The sequence below is a fragment of the Bradyrhizobium sp. UFLA03-84 genome (assembly GCF_002289535.1).
GTDB classification, from domain to species: Bacteria; Pseudomonadota; Alphaproteobacteria; order Rhizobiales; family Xanthobacteraceae; genus Bradyrhizobium; species Bradyrhizobium viridifuturi.
In genome coordinates this window covers 1-15,033 of sequence record NZ_NSJY01000008.1, presented here as the reverse complement: position 1 = coordinate 15,033, position 15,033 = coordinate 1, and the positions used below count along the sequence as shown (strand labels likewise).

Here is a 15,033-nt window from a genome sequence, read left to right as displayed (position 1 = left end):
CCAACGGGTCGCGCGAACGCGCACCCGATGACAGGCTCCACGAAATCCGGGACAAGGCCATTCGCGTCGCAAAACCGCGATTACGCTCCGCTCCATCCGGGCTACAGGCGTCGAATTCGCCTCGCTACACCAGCGACAGCTTGCGGTCGATCACGAACAGCACGCGCTCGAGTTCGTGGCCACGACGCAGGATCAGGCCGGTCGCCGAAATCACGCTGTACATGCCCTGCTTGCGCGCCAGACGGGGATCCTTCTCGATCCGGTAGATCGGCATTTCGGACGCGCGCCGGAACACCGAGAACACGGCGCGGTCCTTCAGGAAGTCGATCGCATAGTCTCGCCACTCGCCGTCGGCGACCATGCGGCCGTAGAGATTGAGAATGCGGTTGAGCTCAAGTCGATTGAATGTCACGCGGTTGGGTTGAGGGGTCGCGGCGGCGGGGCGCGCCGCGGCACGACTCCCGCTCGGATCGGTGTCCTCCGAGATCAAACTCATCGAGCGCCTCCTGTCATCCCGGTGACGATCGGGATCCGAAGGCCGGTGCCCCCTGCTTCGGGATCGTCACGAGAGTGACATGATTGCGCTAAGCGAGGAGGCCTGCAAGGGGCCATTCGCAACGCAACCAGGCCTTAACCACGCTCAGGCGCGGCGGATTGTCCGGAAAACCGAAGACTCACGGGAACGTTAGCGGAATCATATTGCTGCCCCACTTCCGCCCATCGCCTGCCCCGCTGCCCTGCGAAAAGATAATCCTGCGTTGGCCCGGTCCTTTCGGTTCCGGATTCCTCAGCCCCCAGCCCCCCGGGGCCGTCGGGATCGGGCCTGTTCGCAGGGGAGTTAAATCCCAACACTGGGCCAACGAAAGTTGGTCCTTTTTGTTTTTGGGGCCTGCCCATCTCCGCGTGACCGAGCGGCGCGCGCAAAGCTTCAACGCTTTCGCTTCACCAAATCACAGTGTGCATGTTTGCCGCCGCGCAAGGCTGCGCGACGATGCGCGCGGCCGAACGACGCGTCTGCCGGCAGCTAGCGCAGCAACGCGCTAGTGAAGCGAGGTGAATGCGGCGCCGAGCATCGGGCCCGGCTTGTCGCGATTGCCGTCCTGGACGTACACCGCCGCGGCATCGACGCCATCGCGCGTGATGTTCTCCAGCGGCACGGTCCAGCTGCCGGACGAGCCGTTCCAGTCACCGACCTTCAGGAGATTGCGCACCACGTTGTGGTAGGTGATCTCGTGGCCGCGGTTCTCGCCGCGCGAGATCGAGATCGGCACCGACTTCGAGATCGAGCAGATCCAGACTTCGCCACGCGACACCGCGGGCGACTTCGACGCAGCAACCGACACGTTGATCTGCTTGCCGGTCAGCGTCATCGTCACCGGCACCGACATCACGGTGCCGCTCTTCTCGGTGCTCTTGATGGCGTCCTCGATGCCGGCGCGATCGCTGCCGATCACATGCGCGGAGCCGTTGATCACGGCCTGCGGCGTGTAGACGTCGCGATCGCCGCGCATGTGGGAATAGGCTTTCTGGCGCGCGCTGAAGCGGGAATCGGCCAGCGTGTCCTTCCAGCCGAGATAGTCCCAATAGTCGATCGGCATGCTCAGCGCGATGACGTTGGGGTCCTTTGCGAGATCACCGATGATCTTGTCCGCGGGCGGACAGGATGAGCATCCCTGCGAGGTGAAGAGTTCGACGACTGCACGCGGATCGGCGTGAGCGGGGCGGATGATTGCGACGATCGCGCAGATACCGAGCGCGCTGGACCATCGCGAAATCGAGTTATAGGCCATCATCGCTGTCATACTGCGAACCAGTCGTGATGATTTCCATCCGTAATTGTACGGAGCATGAAGTCTGTCCCTGAACTTGCGTGCCCCAAAACGCGAGAAAGCGGCCTTTTTCATAGGCCGCCTTCTTTTTAGCCGCTACTCACTAAGCAGTGAGGCACCGATCACAAATCCGCGTTGGAGCATGGCTCGAATGGACCATGCTCCATCAAAAGACCCTTTAGGCCGCGAGTTTGCGCAGCACGTAGTGCAGGATGCCGCCGTTGCGATAGTAGTCGAGCTCGTCCAGCGTATCGATGCGGCAGAGCAGCGGGACATCCCGCTTGCCGCCGTCGGCGGAGACGATCTCGGCGGTCAGCGTCTGGCGCGGCTTCAAATCGCCCTGCAGCCCGCGGATCGTGACCTTCTCGTCGCCCTTCAGGCCGAGCGATGACCACGACGTGCCTTCATGGAAGGTGAGCGGAAGCACGCCCATGCCGACCAGGTTGGAGCGATGGATGCGCTCGAAGCTCTGGCAGATCACCGCACGCACGCCGAGCAGACGCGTGCCCTTCGCGGCCCAGTCGCGCGACGAGCCGTTGCCGTATTCGGCGCCGGCGAACACCACCAACGGCACGCCTTCCGCCTGATACTTCATCGCGGCATCGTAGATCGACATCTGCTCGCCGTCGGGCCAGTGCTTGGTCAAACCGCCTTCCGGAATATTGCCGTCGGCGCCCTTCAGCATGAAGTTCTTGATGCGGATGTTGGCGAAGGTGCCGCGCATCATGACTTCATGGTTGCCGCGCCGCGTGCCGTACTGGTTGAAGTCGGCGGGGCGCACCTGGTGCTCGCTGAGGAACTTGCCGGCGGGCGAGGTCAGCTTGATCGAACCGGCCGGCGAGATGTGGTCGGTGGTGATCTTGTCGCCGAACATCGCGAGGATGCGCGCGTCGACCACGTCGGTGACCGGGTCGGGCTGCTTCTTCATGCCTTCGAAATAGGGCGGGTTCTGCACATAGGTCGAGCTCATGTTCCAGCGATAGGTCTCGCTTTCCGTGGTCTTGATCTTGCGCCAGTTGGTATCGCCCTTGAACACGTCGGCGTACTTCTTCTTGAAGATCGTCGCGGTGACGTACTTCTTCATGAAGGTGTTGATCTCCTTGGCGGTCGGCCAGATATCCTTGAGGAACACCGGCTTGCCGTCCTTGCCGATGCCGAGCGGCTCGACTGCGAGATCCTTGGTCACGGTGCCGGCAAGCGCATGCGCGACGACCAGCGGCGGCGAGGCGAGGTAGTTCGCCTGCACGTCGGGCGAGACGCGGCCTTCGAAGTTGCGGTTGCCGGAGAGCACCGCGGCGGCAACGATGCCGTTCTCGTTGATCGACTTCGAGATCTCTTCCGGCAGCGGGCCGGAGTTGCCGATGCAGGTCGTGCAGCCGAAGCCGACCAGATTGAAGCCGACCTTGTCGAGATCGGCCTGCAGGCCGGAATTGGCGAGATATTCCGCCACCACCTGGCTGCCGGGGGCGAGCGAGGTCTTCACCCACGGCTTGGCCTTCAGGCCCTTGGCGGCTGCCTTGCGCGCCAGCAGGCCGGCGCCGATCAGCACGCTCGGGTTCGAGGTGTTGGTGCAGGAGGTGATCGCCGCGATCACGACGTCGCCATGGCCGAGATCGAAGTCGCGGCCCTCGACCGCGAAGCGCTTCTGCTCACCTTCAGGCTTCTTGTATTCGCCGACCAGCGCGGTCGCGAAACCGGTCGACACCGCGGGCAGCGCGATGCGGCCTTCAGGGCGCTTCGGTCCGGCCATCGACGGCACGACGTCGCCGAGGTCGAGCGTCAGCGTGGTGGTGAACACCGGGTCGGCCGACTTGGCGGTGCGGAACAAGCCCTGCGCCTTGGCATAGGCCTGCACCAGCTTGACGCGATCGGCCTTGCGGCCGGAGGTCTTCAAATAATCGATGGTCGCGGCGTCGACCGGGAAGAAGCCGCAGGTCGCACCATATTCGGGCGCCATGTTGCCGATCGTCGCCTTGTCCGCGACCGACAGGAAGTCGAGGCCGGGGCCGAAGAACTCGACGAACTTGCCGACCACGCCGAGCTTGCGCAGCATCTGGGTGACGGTGAGCACGAGGTCGGTCGCCGTGACGCCTTCCTTGAGCTGGCCCTTGAGCTTGAAGCCCACGACCTCAGGCAGCAGCATCGACAGCGGCTGGCCGAGCATGCAGGCCTCGGCCTCGATGCCGCCGACGCCCCAGCCGAGCACGGCGAGGCCGTTGACCATCGTGGTGTGCGAGTCGGTGCCGACGAGCGAGTCGGGATAGGCGACCTCGAAGGTGCCGGTCTTCTTGCCGACCGTCATCTTCTCCTTCTTGGTCCACACCGTCTGCGCGAGATATTCCAGATTGACCTGGTGGCAGATGCCGGTGCCGGGCGGCACCACCGAGAAGTTCGAGAACGCCTTCTGGCCCCACTTCAGGAACTCGTAGCGTTCCTGGTTCTGCTTGTATTCCTCGGTGACGTTCTTGCCGAACGCCTTGTTGTCACCGAAGAAGTTGACGATCACCGAATGGTCGATGACGAGATCGACGGGCACCAGCGGGTTGATCTTCTCGGCATCGCCGCCGAGGTTCTGCATCGCGTTGCGCATCGCCGCGAGATCGACCACCGCCGGAACGCCGGTGAAATCCTGCATCAGGACGCGCGCCGGGCGGAAGGCGATTTCATGCTCGAGCTGGCGCTTCTTCAGCCACTTCGACACCGCGACGATGTCTTCCTTCTTGACCGTGCGGCCGTCCTCGTTGCGCAGCAGGTTCTCGAGCAGAACCTTCATCGAGTACGGCAGCTTCGAAATACCCTTCAGTCCGTTCTTCTCTGCCAAGGGCAGGCTGTAATAGACGTAGGACTTGGCGCCGACCTTCATGGTCTTGCGGCATTTGAAGCTGTCGAGTGAGGTCATACGAGGAATCCCAATTCTCAGTTATACCCGGCAAGGGTAACTAAACACCGGCGAACGACACTGGCCGAGGGATGGCCCGGAGGGTGGGTTGCGGCCGCCGATTGTGTGTGCTGCATCAAGTTCCGGGCTTATAGAACCTTTCTAGAAGCACCGCCACACCGACAAGCGTGCGGCGGCAGTGCGCGACCCAAAAATTCTCACGCGGTAGCGAAAGATTTCAGAGGGCTGTGACAAGACGAACCATGCGGCTCTCAGGACGAAATCTGAAATGCGTGCGCGGCGGGCGCGAGGTGTTTTCCGACCTCGATCTGGCGGCCACAGCCGGTGAGGCGCTTGCCGTCACCGGCCCCAATGGTGCGGGCAAGACCTCACTGCTCCGCGTCCTCGCCGGGCTCTTGGTTCCAGCCGAAGGGACGGTCGCGCTCGAAGGCGGCGACGCCGAGCTCAGCCTGCCCGAGCAGGCCCACTATCTCGGCCACCGCGACGCGCTGAAGCCGGCGCTGAGCGTTATGGAAAATCTTTCCTTCTGGCGGGAATTCCTCGGCGGCGAGACGCAGGATGCCGGCCGCTGCCTTGCAGCCGTAGGGCTCGACCACGCCGCACACCTGCCGGCGGCCTACCTCTCGGCCGGCCAGCGCCGCCGCCTCTCGATCGCGCGCCTGCTCTCGGTGCGGCGGCCGGTCTGGCTGCTGGACGAGCCGACATCGGCGCTCGATACGGCCGGACAGGCGCTGTTCGTCGCCCTGATGCGCGATCATCTCGCCGGCGGCGGCCTGATCGTCGCCGCAACCCATCTACCGCTCGGCATCGAAGCGCGCGATTTGCGGATGGGAGCGCCGGCATGAGCGCTCTCTCCGCATTGATCCGCCGCGACATCCGCATCGCGCTCCGCGTCGGCGGCGGCGCGCTGATCGGGGTGCTGTTCTTCCTCACCGTCACGGTGCTGATGCCGTTTGCGGTCGGTCCCGATCTGGCGCTGCTGTCGCGGCTCGGCCCCGCCATCCTCTGGCTCGGCGCGTTGCTGGCGAGCCTGCTCACACTCGACCGGCTGTTCACAGCCGATCACGAGGACGGCTCGCTCGACCTGATCGTGATGAGCCGAACGCCGCTGGAACTCGCTTGCGCGGCCAAGGCGCTGGCGCACTGGATCGCCGCCGGCCTGCCGCTGATCATCGCCACACCCGTGCTCGGCCTGCTGCTCAATCTCGACGGCACGGCGACATTGGCGGTCGCGGCGACCCTCTTGGCGGGAACACCGGCGCTGACCTTCACCGGCATGATCGGCGCCGCATTGGCGGTGACGCTGCATCGCGGCGGGCTGTTGCTGGCGGTGCTGGTGCTGCCGCTGTCGATCCCGGTGCTGATCTTCGGCGTTGCGGCCTCGCAGGCGGCGATCTCGGGCCCGCTGCCGTTTGGAACACCGTTCTCGATCCTCTGCGCGCTGTCGCTCGCCAGCCTGGTGATCGGCCCGTTTGCCGCCGCCGCGAGCCTGCGGCACGGGCTGGATTGATATGAGCCAGATCAATTCTTGCCGAGGGGAATTCCGCCAATTGCTTGTGACACATCGGACGACTATCAGGGTGCCATGAAGCTGACCGAGACGCTGACCGACCTCGCCAACCCGACCAGGTTTCTGGCGCTGACCGCGCGGATCCTGCCGTGGCTCGCGGGCGCGACCGCGATCCTGCTCGCGATCGGACTCTACCAGTCGGCAACGGCGCCCGACGACTACCAGCAGGGCGCCACGGTGAAGATCATGTTCATCCACGTCCCGAATGCGTGGCTGTCGATGTTCGTCTGGGGCGTGATGAGCGTGGCCGCGCTCGGCACGCTGGTGTGGCGGCATCCGCTGGCCGACGTCGCGGCGAAGGCCGCGGCGCCGATCGGGGCCGCCTTCACCTTCCTGGCGCTGGTCACCGGCTCGCTGTGGGGCCGGCCGATGTGGGGCACTTACTGGGAGTGGGATGCGCGGCTGACCTCGGTCCTGATCCTGTTCCTGATGTATCTCGGCCTGATCGCGCTGTGGCGCGCGGTCGAGGACCCCTCGCGCGCGGCACGGGCGGCGGCGGTCCTCACGCTGGTCGGCGCGATCAACATTCCGATCATCAAGTTCTCGGTCGACTGGTGGAACACGCTGCATCAACCGGCTTCCGTGCTGCGCATGGGCGGCTCGACGCTCGACAAGGCGTTCCTGTGGCCGCTCTTGGTGATGGCGATCGCGTTTTCGCTGCTCTTCATCACCCTGCACCTCGCGGCAATGCGCAACGAGATCCTGCGCCGGCGCGTGCGCAGCCTGCAGATGATGCAGGCCAGCCGCGTCTCGTTCACGAGCGAGGCGGGTGCCGGCTCGCGTGAAGCAGGCGCATCGAAAGAAATTGGAGCGGCGTGACGATGTCGCTTGGTCCCTACGCTTCCTTCATCGTGACGTCCTATGCGCTGGTCGCCGCAGTCGTGCTGCTCCTGATCGTGTGGATCATCGCCGACTACCGCCGTCAGCAGGGGCGCCTCAAGGAAATCGAGGCCAGCGGCGTCACGCGCCGCTCCGGTCGCAGCGCGGCGGATATCAGATGAGCGAGCAGGCGACCAACAACCCGCCGCAAGCCCGCCGCCTGCTGGTGGTGTTGCCGCTCGTGATCTTCCTCGGCCTCGCCGGGCTGTTCCTGCTGCGGCTCTATGGCGGCGATCCCTCGAAAATCCCGTCGGCGCTGATCGGACGGCCGGCGCCGCAGACCACACTGCCGGCGCTCGACGGCCTGATACGGGACGGCGCGCCCGTCCCCGGCCTCGATCCCGCTGCGTTCAAGGGCAAGGTCTCGGTCGTCAACGTCTGGGCGTCCTGGTGCGTGCCCTGCCATGACGAGGCGCCGCTGCTGACCGAGCTCGGCAAGGACAAGCGTTTCCAGATCATCGGCATCAACTACAAGGACTCGCCCGACAATGCGCGACGCTTCCTCGGCCGCTACGGCAATCCGTTCGGCATCGTCGGCGTCGACGGCAACGGCCGCGCCTCGATCGAATGGGGCGTCTACGGCGTGCCCGAGACCTTTCTGGTCGGACGCGAGGGCAAGATCGTCTACAAGCTGGTCGGCCCGGTGACGCCCGACAACGTCAACAGCGTGCTGAAGGCCGAGATCGAGAAGGCGCTGCTCGCCGGACAGTAAGCGCTTCGTCATTCAGCGGTGCCGTGAACCGCTGCTGAACGGCGAGCGAAAATGCCTGCGGCAAAATACTTCGACAGGTTTATCTGCGGTTCATTTCGCGGCCACGGCAACGCCATGAACGCAACCCCAACTCAGCGGCGTTGACATCAACGTTCCTCTGGAGGGGATATATGCGCAAGACCACGCTCGCTTCACTTCTCGCCACCGCGCTTACGCTCGGCATGCTGACGGTCACGCCGTCGATGGCCCAGGGCGTTCAGCCGACTACGCCCGCCGCCAAATCGGAAGTCAACAAGATGGCTCCCGCGCCGAAGGCCGTGACGCCCGACGCGAAGACGACGGGGATGGCGAAGGACGACCTGCTCGACGTCAACAGCGCCAGCGCCGACCAGCTCGACGCGCTGCCCGGCGTCGGCAAGGCCTACTCGGCCGCGATCATCAAGGGCCGCCCCTACAAGGGCAAGGATGAACTGGTGCAGAAGAACATCCTGCCGCAGGCGACCTACGACAAGATCAAGGACAAGATCATCGCCAAGCAGAAGAGCTGACGGCGATCGACTTCACCTCTCCCCGTTTTCTCACGGGGAGAGGTCGAAGCTCTCGCGTCTCGTCATTGCGAGCGCAGCGACGGTCAAATAACGACTCGTTACTTCCGCAAATCGCCGGCGTCCGCCTCGCTGGTTTCCAGCGAGACCGGCTCAAGGTGATAGCGCTTGGTCAGCGGCATCTGGGCGATGGCGAAGATCATGGTCAGCGGCGTCACGCCGAACACCTTGAAGTTCACCCAGAAATCCGTGGTCTGCGTCCGCCAGACGATCTCGTTGAGGATGGCCATGCCGGCGAAGAACAGCGCCCAGCGCATGGTGAGGATGCGCCAGCCCTGCGGCGTCAGATTGAACATCTGGTCGAACATCACGGCGATGAAGGAGCGGCCGAACAGCAGCCCGCCGCCGAGCACGGCCGCGAACAGGCCGTAGATGATGGTCGGCTTGACCTTGATGAAGGTCTCGTCGTGCAGCACCAGCGTCAGGGTGCCGAACACCAGCACGATCGCGCCGGTCACCAGCGCCATGATGGGCACGTGTTTCGTTACCACATAGGACGCGATCATCGCCGCGACGATTGCCACCATGAACGCAGCCGTGGCGACGAACAGGTGGTACTTGGCGTTCGCGACGAAGAACACGAGCAGCGGCCCGAGCTCGGTCGCAAGCTTGAACAGCGGATGTGGCTGGGTCTTGTCCATTAACCCTCGGTGTTGGTTTGAGGCATGATATTCGGGATCATGCCTCGATCCCGGCAATCGCCTTGGCAAAATCCTTTGCGGTGAAGGGCGCGAGGTCCTCGACGCCTTCGCCGACGCCGATGAAATGCACCGGCAGCTTGTGCTTCTCCGACAGCGCAACAAGGATGCCGCCGCGCGCCGTGCCGTCAAGCTTGGTCATCACAAGGCCGGTGACGCCTGCCGTACGATGAAACGCCTCGACCTGCGACAGCGCATTTTGTCCCACCGTGGCGTCGAGCACGAGCAGCACCGCGTGCGGCGCCGATGCATCGACCTTCTTGATGACGCGCACGACCTTTTCGAGCTCGTTCATCAGCTCGGACTTGTTCTGCAACCGGCCGGCGGTGTCGATCAGCAGCACGTCGCGCGCCTGCTCCTTGGCCGCGGTCAGCGCGCTGAAGGCGAGGCTTGCCGAATCCGAGCCTTGCGCGCCCGCAATGACCGGCGATTTGGTGCGCTCGCCCCAGACCTTGAGCTGCTCGATCGCCGCGGCGCGGAAGGTGTCGCCGGCAGCCAGCATAACCTTGCGGCCCTCGGCGGCAAACTTGGCGGAGAGTTTGCCGATCGTCGTGGTCTTGCCGGAGCCGTTGACGCCGACGACCAGGATGACGAACGGCTGCTTCGAGCCATCGATCTCGAGCGGCTTCGCCACCGGCGCCAGCACCTTCTCGACCTCGGTCGCAACCACGTCCTTGACCTCGTCGGCGGAGATCGCCTTGTCGTAGCGGCCCTTGCCGACCGCCTCCGCAATGCGAACCGCGACGTCGGTCCCGAGATCGGCGCGCAGCAGCACATCCTCGATATCGTCGAGCATGGCGGAATCGAGCTTGCGCTTGGTGACGAGGTCCGCGACCGCGGTCCCGATCGAACTCGAGGTCCGCTTTAGGCCGCCTTTCAGGCGCTGCCACCAGCTCTGTTTTGGAGTTCCTGCAGTGGTATCGTTCATGGCGCGGACGTGTTAGCCGTTTCGGCTCACAAACGAAAGTCTCGACGAATTGATCGATGTTCCCCAATTGACCGCGGAAGAAATCCTGGGCCGGGTGCTCCACCGCGACGGGTTGATGCTGGTGATCGACAAGCCGGCCGGCATGCCGGTGCATCGCGGCCCCAAGGGCGGCCCCAATCTGGAGGCCTCCTTCGACGCGTTGCGGTTCGGCCTGCCGCGGCCGCCGGTGCTGGCGCATCGGCTGGACAAGGACACCTCCGGCTGCCTCGTCCTGGGACGCCACCGCAAGGCGACCGCCTCGCTCGGGCTGCTGTTCAAGCACAGCAAGATCTCGAAGACGTATTGGACCGTGGTCGAGGGCGGCCCGGCCGAGGATGAAGGCACCATCGACATGCCGCTCGGCCGGCTCAACGCCGAGCGCGGCTGGTGGCAGAAGCCGGATCCGGACGGGCAGAAGGCGATCACCAACTGGAAGGTGCTGGGGCGCGGCGAGGGCCTCGCCTGGCTGGCGATGGAGCCGGTCACCGGCCGCACCCATCAGCTGCGGGTGCATTCATCAGCGATGGGCTGGCCGATCGTCGGCGACAATATCTATGGCAACGGTCCGCGCTTCGGCGAGCCGACCCTGCATCTGCATTCCCGCGAAATCGGCATCCCGATTTCCCGCAACAAGGACCCGGTCCATGTGGTTGCGCCGGCACCGGAGCATATGTGGCAGCGGCTCAGGGCCTGCGGCTGGACCGGCCAGTGATCTCCGGGGTTTTACGGACCATTATCCTTTACGGAACTTTCAGCCTCGTCCGGTAGTCCTGCAGGCGGCTTAGAAAAGCGCATCACGACGGGCTCAGGACGAGCAATGCTGACTGCCGGGCAGGCAATTGTCGACGAGGTCGAGGCGGCGATACGTGCCGGCTCCGCCGAAAAATGCATCGCGACCGCCAAGCGCGTCACCGACCTCTTCCTCGCCTCCGCCGGCAGCTTCAACAGCGAACAGGTCGAGCTGTTCGACAACGTGCTTGATCGTCTGGTCAAGACCATCGAGCTCCGGGCGCTTGCCGACATCAGCGCCCGGATAGCGCTCACCGACATCAGCGAGCAGCTCGCACCGGTGACCCAGGCGCCGCCCGCGATCATTCGCCGTCTCGCCGGCAATGACGAGATCAGGATCGCGCGGCCGGTCCTGCAGGAGTCGTCGCGGCTCAGCGCGGACGATCTGATCGAGATCGCGCGGACCAAGAGCGAGCAGCATCTGCTCGCCGTCGCCGGTCGCTGGTGGCTGAAGGAAGTCGTCACCGACGCATTGCTGGCGCGTCGCTTTGCCAGTGTGAGCCACCGCCTGGTCAACAATCCCGGCGCCAAGGTATCGCCGGACGGATTTGCGGTCATCCTCGCGCAGGCCGAGCACGATCCGGTCCTCGCCGTCGAGACCGGCATCCGCGCCGACCTGCCGTCGGAGCTCCGCCTTCAGCTGCTGCGCCGCGCAACGGAAGAGGTTCGCGGCCGTCTGCTGGAGCGCGCCCCGCCGTATTTGTTCGAGGAGATCCGGCACGCGGTCGCCGCGGTCGCTGCCGGCGTCGAACGCGACATGTCGCAGGTCCGAGATTTCACCGCAGCCAGGCGCCATGTCGCGAAGCTCAGGGATAGCGGCGAGCTCGACGAGGCCGCTTTGCTCGGCTTCGCCAGGCAGCGGAAATATGAAGAGACCGTCGTGGCGCTGGCGGATCTCGCGCAGTCGAGCATTGAGGTGATCCGCTCGCTGATGCAAAGCCTGCGCAGCGAGGGCCTGCTGGTGCCGTGCCGCGCGGCCGGCCTGAGCTGGGAGACCACCGCCGCGGTGATGGAATGCCGCTACACGACCGGCTCCATGGGACCCGTCGAGCTCGCCCATGCGAAAGGCCAGTTCACGAAAATGACGCGCGAAAACGCCGATCGCCTGCTGCGCTTCTGGCAGGTTCGCGCGGCGCAGCCTGCAAGGCCCGGCGGACGCATACACTGAGCGCGTCATGTGCGGGACTGGTTCTCCTTTAGCCTGTCAAACAGCTCGTTCCGTGTCATCACCCGCGTGCGGGTGATCAGCGTGAGTCCACGGCTCTCCCCACGCGTCGTCCTGGCGAAAGCCAGGACCCATAACCACCGCATTGGATCATGAACGGGATCGTGGCCCGAGCGTCGCACAACAATGACCGATTGGGGTAATGGGTCCTGGCTTTCGCCAGGACGACGGAGATGAAGTCTCAGCGGTCCGATGCAACGAGGCGCGCGCCGTCATGTCCTGTCACGGTGAGCCGCCGCACCGCGCCCGGCACATCGCCATCGATCGCGACCGGCAGGAAATGTTCGGTGCGGCCTTGCCGCTCGCTCTCGATCAGCACTTCGCGCGTCGCGCCGGCTTCGGCTGCGAGCCGACGCACCAGCGCGGCTTCGCCGGCCGCGCGCAACCGTTTCGCGCGCTCCCTGATCGCCCCGCCTTCGACCTGCGGCATCCGCGCCGCCGGCGTGCCGGGGCGCTTCGAATAAGGAAACACATGCAGGAAGGTGAGATCGCATTGTTCAACCAGATCGAGCGAACGCGCGAACATCGCCCCGGTCTCGGTCGGAAAGCCGGCGATGATGTCGGCGCCGAAGGCGATATCCGGCCGCAGCCGGCGCACCTGCGCACAGAAATCGATCGCGTCCTGGCGGGAATGCCGGCGCTTCATCCGCTTCAGGATCATGTCGTCGCCGGACTGCAGCGACAGGTGCAGATGCGGCATCAGCCGCGCATCGTCGGCGATGACATCGAGCAGGTCGCGATCGGCCTCGATCGAATCGATCGACGAGATGCGCAGCCGCTTCAGCTCGGGCACATGACGCAGGATCTGCCGGGTCAACTGACCGAGCTTCGGCGCGCCCGGCAGGTCGGCGCCATAGCTCGTGAGATCGACGCCGGTCAGCACGATCTCGGCATGGCCGCGCTCGACCAGCGCGCGGACCTGATCGACCACCGCGCCCATCGGCACCGAGCGCGAATTGCCGCGGCCATAGGGGATGATGCAGAAGGTGCAGCGATGGTCGCAACCGTTCTGCACCTGCACGAACACCCGCGGCAGGCCGCGCTCGAATCCGTCGAGCAGATGCGGCGCCATCTCGGTCACCGCCATGATGTCGGCGACCGCGACCTTCTCGCTTGCGCCGATATCGAATGCTGAACGTGTCGCGCGCCAGGCGTCGCCGCGCATCTTCTCGTCATTGCCGACGACGCGATCGACCTCGGCCATCTCGGCGAACATTTCGGCCTGCGTCTGCGCCGCGCAGCCGGTGACCACGATGCGCGCCTCGGGGCGCTCGCGTTTCAATTTGCGGATCGACTGCCGGGCCTGCGCCACCGCCTCGTTGGTGACGGCGCAACTGTTGATGACGATGGTGTCGGTAACCCCCGCCTGCTCGGCCTCGCGGCGGATCACTTCGGATTCGAATGCGTTGAGGCGACAGCCAAAGGTGACGACGTCGACGCCCATAGCTCCTTGTTCGAGCATGATCTCGTCGGAAAACCGGTTTCCACTTTTCCGGATCATGCTCTAAGCGACGCTGGCGAACAGCGCCGGATCGAAGCGGCCCTCATATTCGAAATCGGCGGTGCCGGTCATCAGCACGTGATCGTCGCGCTCGCGCCACTCGATGCCGAGCTTGCCGCCTGGCAGCGTAATCTCGACAATCCGGTTGGCGCGCTTCAGCCGCGCCGCCGCCACCGCCGTCGCGCAGGCCGCCGAGCCGCAGGCCCGGGTTAGGCCGGCGCCGCGCTCCCAGGTGCGGATCGTGATGTGGTCGCGATCGACGATATGGGCCAGCGTGATGTTGGCGCGCTCCGGGAAGATCGGATGGTTTTCCAGCAGCGGCCCGAAGCGTTCGAGGTCGTAGGCGTTGACGTCATCGACCCAGAACACCGCATGCGGGTTGCCCATCGAGACCACCGAGGGCGAATGCAGCAACGGATTGTCGATCGGCCCGACCTGCAGCTCGATGTAGCGGGTGTCGCGAAATTCCTCAGCCAGCGGAATGTCCTGCCAGCCGAACTTCGGCGCGCCCATGTCGACGGTGTAGAGATCGGGCGCCGGCCCCTGCCAGCAATTGAGCAGGCCGGCGCGGGTCTGGAACGTCGCCGTGGTCTGGCCGGTCTTCTCGAAGATCCGCCGCACCACGCAGCGCATGCCGTTGCCGCAGGCCCCGGCCTCCGAGCCGTCATTGTTGTAGATCGTGATGTACGCTTCGGTGCCGTCGAGCCGCGGCGGCTGCAACACCATCAGTTGGTCATAGGGCGCTCCGGCCGGCGAGGCCACGGCGCGTGCTTCCTCAGCCGAAACCTGTGCCTTGGAATCGCGCAGGTCGACGACGACGATCTCGTTGCCGATGCCGTTCATCTTGGCGAATGCGTGATTGGCGAGCGCGCTCATCGATTTTCCCAAATTCTGCCCGGTTATATGGCGAGTGGTGGCCGGAAGGCCAGTCTGAATGGCCCTATGACACATCTGTCATGGGACGAATGCAGAACTCGCGTGTTAGGAATATCGCACCTCGCGGACCGCGCGCGCCGGGACAGATCGAGCGGCCGTCCGAGGAAGGGGATGGAGAACTACCAATGAACCGTATCAACACGCTCCGCGCGGCCCTGGTCGCGCTGCTCCCTTTGGCGGCGATCGCACTGGCAAGCCCGGCGCCTGCCCAGTCGCCGTCAGCCTCGCCCGCTCCCGCGGCGAGCCCGCGCGGCCCCGCTACCCGAAGGGGAAAAAGCGCGAAGACGCCAGCAAGTTGTGCGAGGCGATCTGCCCGGCGCAGGCGATCACGATCGAGGCCGGTCCGCGCCGCAACGACGGCACCCGCCGCACGGTGCGCTACGACATCGACATGGTGAAGTGCATCTATTGCGGCCTGTGCCA

15 protein-coding genes and 1 pseudogene are annotated in these 15,033 nt (G+C 65.0%); 9 read left to right on the top strand and 7 right to left on the bottom strand.

Annotated elements, in window-relative coordinates; translation table 11 throughout:
• Window positions 1-124: 124 nt before the first annotated feature.
• The 3 genes from CK489_RS09670 to acnA form a co-directional block, all read right to left on the bottom strand.
• A complete protein-coding gene (locus CK489_RS09670) occupies window positions 125-496 on the bottom strand; it encodes a DUF2794 domain-containing protein (protein ID WP_050400886.1) in 372 nt (123 codons plus the stop codon).
• 544 nt (window positions 497-1,040) lie between these two features.
• Window positions 1,041-1,802 (bottom strand): DUF1223 domain-containing protein, encoded by a 762-nt coding sequence (locus CK489_RS09665; RefSeq protein ID WP_050630442.1) that lies wholly within the window; start codon window positions 1,800-1,802, stop codon window positions 1,041-1,043.
• A 205-nt stretch (window positions 1,803-2,007) separates the two neighbouring features.
• Window positions 2,008-4,728: an aconitate hydratase AcnA gene (gene acnA / locus CK489_RS09660; protein WP_095732151.1), complete on the bottom strand. Its 2,721-nt coding sequence runs from the start codon at window positions 4,726-4,728 to the stop codon at window positions 2,008-2,010.
• Window positions 4,729-4,970: 242 nt separating this feature from the next.
• Here acnA and ccmA point away from each other — a divergent pair, with 242 nt between their 5' ends.
• The 6 genes from ccmA (at window position 4,971) to CK489_RS09630 (ending at window position 8,437) form a co-directional block, all read left to right on the top strand.
• Window positions 4,971-5,573, top strand: coding sequence for a heme ABC exporter ATP-binding protein CcmA (gene ccmA, locus CK489_RS09655; protein ID WP_050630440.1), 603 nt, complete (start codon window positions 4,971-4,973; stop codon window positions 5,571-5,573).
• The gene (gene ccmB, locus CK489_RS09650; protein WP_095732150.1) at window positions 5,570-6,238 is read left to right on the top strand and encodes a heme exporter protein CcmB; all 669 of its coding nucleotides are present in this window, start codon (window positions 5,570-5,572) and stop codon (window positions 6,236-6,238) included. Before ccmA ends, ccmB begins: the two co-directional genes overlap by 4 nt.
• Before the next feature lie 75 nt (window positions 6,239-6,313).
• Window positions 6,314-7,117, top strand: a complete 804-nt coding sequence (locus CK489_RS09645) for a heme ABC transporter permease (protein WP_095732149.1) — start codon at window positions 6,314-6,316, stop codon at window positions 7,115-7,117.
• 2 nt (window positions 7,118-7,119) lie between these two features.
• Window positions 7,120-7,299: a heme exporter protein CcmD gene (gene ccmD, locus CK489_RS09640; RefSeq protein ID WP_198960887.1), complete on the top strand. Its 180-nt coding sequence runs from the start codon at window positions 7,120-7,122 to the stop codon at window positions 7,297-7,299.
• On the top strand, window positions 7,296-7,889 hold the full coding sequence (locus CK489_RS09635; protein WP_095732147.1) for a DsbE family thiol:disulfide interchange protein: 594 nt from the start codon (window positions 7,296-7,298) through the stop codon (window positions 7,887-7,889). The genes ccmD and CK489_RS09635 overlap by 4 nt, the downstream gene beginning before the upstream one ends.
• A gap of 170 nt (window positions 7,890-8,059) precedes the next feature.
• Complete coding sequence (locus CK489_RS09630; protein WP_095732146.1) at window positions 8,060-8,437, top strand: ComEA family DNA-binding protein; 378 nt, start codon at window positions 8,060-8,062, stop codon at window positions 8,435-8,437.
• Between the two features lie 98 nt (window positions 8,438-8,535).
• Here CK489_RS09630 and CK489_RS09625 read toward each other — a convergent pair whose 3' ends face one another.
• Both CK489_RS09625 and ftsY read right to left on the bottom strand, forming a co-directional pair.
• Window positions 8,536-9,135, bottom strand: coding sequence for a septation protein A (locus CK489_RS09625; RefSeq protein WP_021078806.1), 600 nt, complete (start codon window positions 9,133-9,135; stop codon window positions 8,536-8,538).
• A 37-nt stretch (window positions 9,136-9,172) separates the two neighbouring features.
• The gene (gene ftsY / locus CK489_RS09620; RefSeq protein ID WP_050630435.1) at window positions 9,173-10,120 is read right to left on the bottom strand and encodes a signal recognition particle-docking protein FtsY; all 948 of its coding nucleotides are present in this window, start codon (window positions 10,118-10,120) and stop codon (window positions 9,173-9,175) included.
• Window positions 10,121-10,169: 49 nt separating this feature from the next.
• On the opposite strand from ftsY, the gene CK489_RS09615 reads away from it, so the two are divergent.
• Together CK489_RS09615 and CK489_RS09610 are read left to right on the top strand one after the other, a co-directional pair.
• On the top strand, window positions 10,170-10,871 hold the full coding sequence (locus tag CK489_RS09615) for an RluA family pseudouridine synthase (RefSeq protein WP_198960886.1): 702 nt from the start codon (window positions 10,170-10,172) through the stop codon (window positions 10,869-10,871).
• Between the two features lie 105 nt (window positions 10,872-10,976).
• Complete coding sequence (locus CK489_RS09610) at window positions 10,977-12,116, top strand: DUF2336 domain-containing protein (RefSeq protein ID WP_095732145.1); 1,140 nt, start codon at window positions 10,977-10,979, stop codon at window positions 12,114-12,116.
• Between the two features lie 238 nt (window positions 12,117-12,354).
• Here CK489_RS09610 and mtaB read toward each other — a convergent pair whose 3' ends face one another.
• Window positions 12,355-13,617 (bottom strand): tRNA (N(6)-L-threonylcarbamoyladenosine(37)-C(2))-methylthiotransferase MtaB, encoded by a 1,263-nt coding sequence (gene mtaB, locus CK489_RS09605; RefSeq protein ID WP_095732144.1) that lies wholly within the window; start codon window positions 13,615-13,617, stop codon window positions 12,355-12,357.
• A gap of 60 nt (window positions 13,618-13,677) precedes the next feature.
• Window positions 13,678-14,550: a diaminopimelate epimerase gene (gene dapF, locus CK489_RS09600; RefSeq protein WP_095732143.1), complete on the bottom strand. Its 873-nt coding sequence runs from the start codon at window positions 14,548-14,550 to the stop codon at window positions 13,678-13,680.
• A gap of 289 nt (window positions 14,551-14,839) precedes the next feature.
• Between dapF and CK489_RS09590 the strand changes: the two are divergent.
• A pseudogene (locus CK489_RS09590) lies at window positions 14,840-15,033 on the top strand (4Fe-4S dicluster domain-containing protein); the annotation flags it as partial.

Bases quoted from the DNA above. Each gene is read 5' to 3' on its own strand.
- ccmA (WP_050630440.1), top strand. From the start codon at position 4,971: ATGCGGCTCTCAGGACGAAATCTGAAATGCGTGCGCGGCGGGCGCGAG.
- ccmB (WP_095732150.1), top strand. From the start codon at position 5,570: ATGAGCGCTCTCTCCGCATTGATCCGCCGCGACATCCGCATCGCGCTC.
- CK489_RS09635 (WP_095732147.1), top strand. From the start codon at position 7,296: ATGAGCGAGCAGGCGACCAACAACCCGCCGCAAGCCCGCCGCCTGCTG.
- CK489_RS09670 (WP_050400886.1), bottom strand. From the start codon at position 496: ATGAGTTTGATCTCGGAGGACACCGATCCGAGCGGGAGTCGTGCCGCG.
- ccmD (WP_198960887.1), top strand. From the start codon at position 7,120: ATGTCGCTTGGTCCCTACGCTTCCTTCATCGTGACGTCCTATGCGCTG.
- dapF (WP_095732143.1), bottom strand. From the start codon at position 14,550: ATGAGCGCGCTCGCCAATCACGCATTCGCCAAGATGAACGGCATCGGC.
- CK489_RS09625 (WP_021078806.1), bottom strand. From the start codon at position 9,135: ATGGACAAGACCCAGCCACATCCGCTGTTCAAGCTTGCGACCGAGCTC.
- CK489_RS09665 (WP_050630442.1), bottom strand. From the start codon at position 1,802: ATGACAGCGATGATGGCCTATAACTCGATTTCGCGATGGTCCAGCGCG.
- CK489_RS09630 (WP_095732146.1), top strand. From the start codon at position 8,060: ATGCGCAAGACCACGCTCGCTTCACTTCTCGCCACCGCGCTTACGCTC.
- mtaB (WP_095732144.1), bottom strand. From the start codon at position 13,617: ATGGGCGTCGACGTCGTCACCTTTGGCTGTCGCCTCAACGCATTCGAA.
- ftsY (WP_050630435.1), bottom strand. From the start codon at position 10,120: ATGAACGATACCACTGCAGGAACTCCAAAACAGAGCTGGTGGCAGCGC.
- CK489_RS09610 (WP_095732145.1), top strand. From the start codon at position 10,977: ATGCTGACTGCCGGGCAGGCAATTGTCGACGAGGTCGAGGCGGCGATA.
- acnA (WP_095732151.1), bottom strand. From the start codon at position 4,728: ATGACCTCACTCGACAGCTTCAAATGCCGCAAGACCATGAAGGTCGGC.
- CK489_RS09645 (WP_095732149.1), top strand. From the start codon at position 6,314: ATGAAGCTGACCGAGACGCTGACCGACCTCGCCAACCCGACCAGGTTT.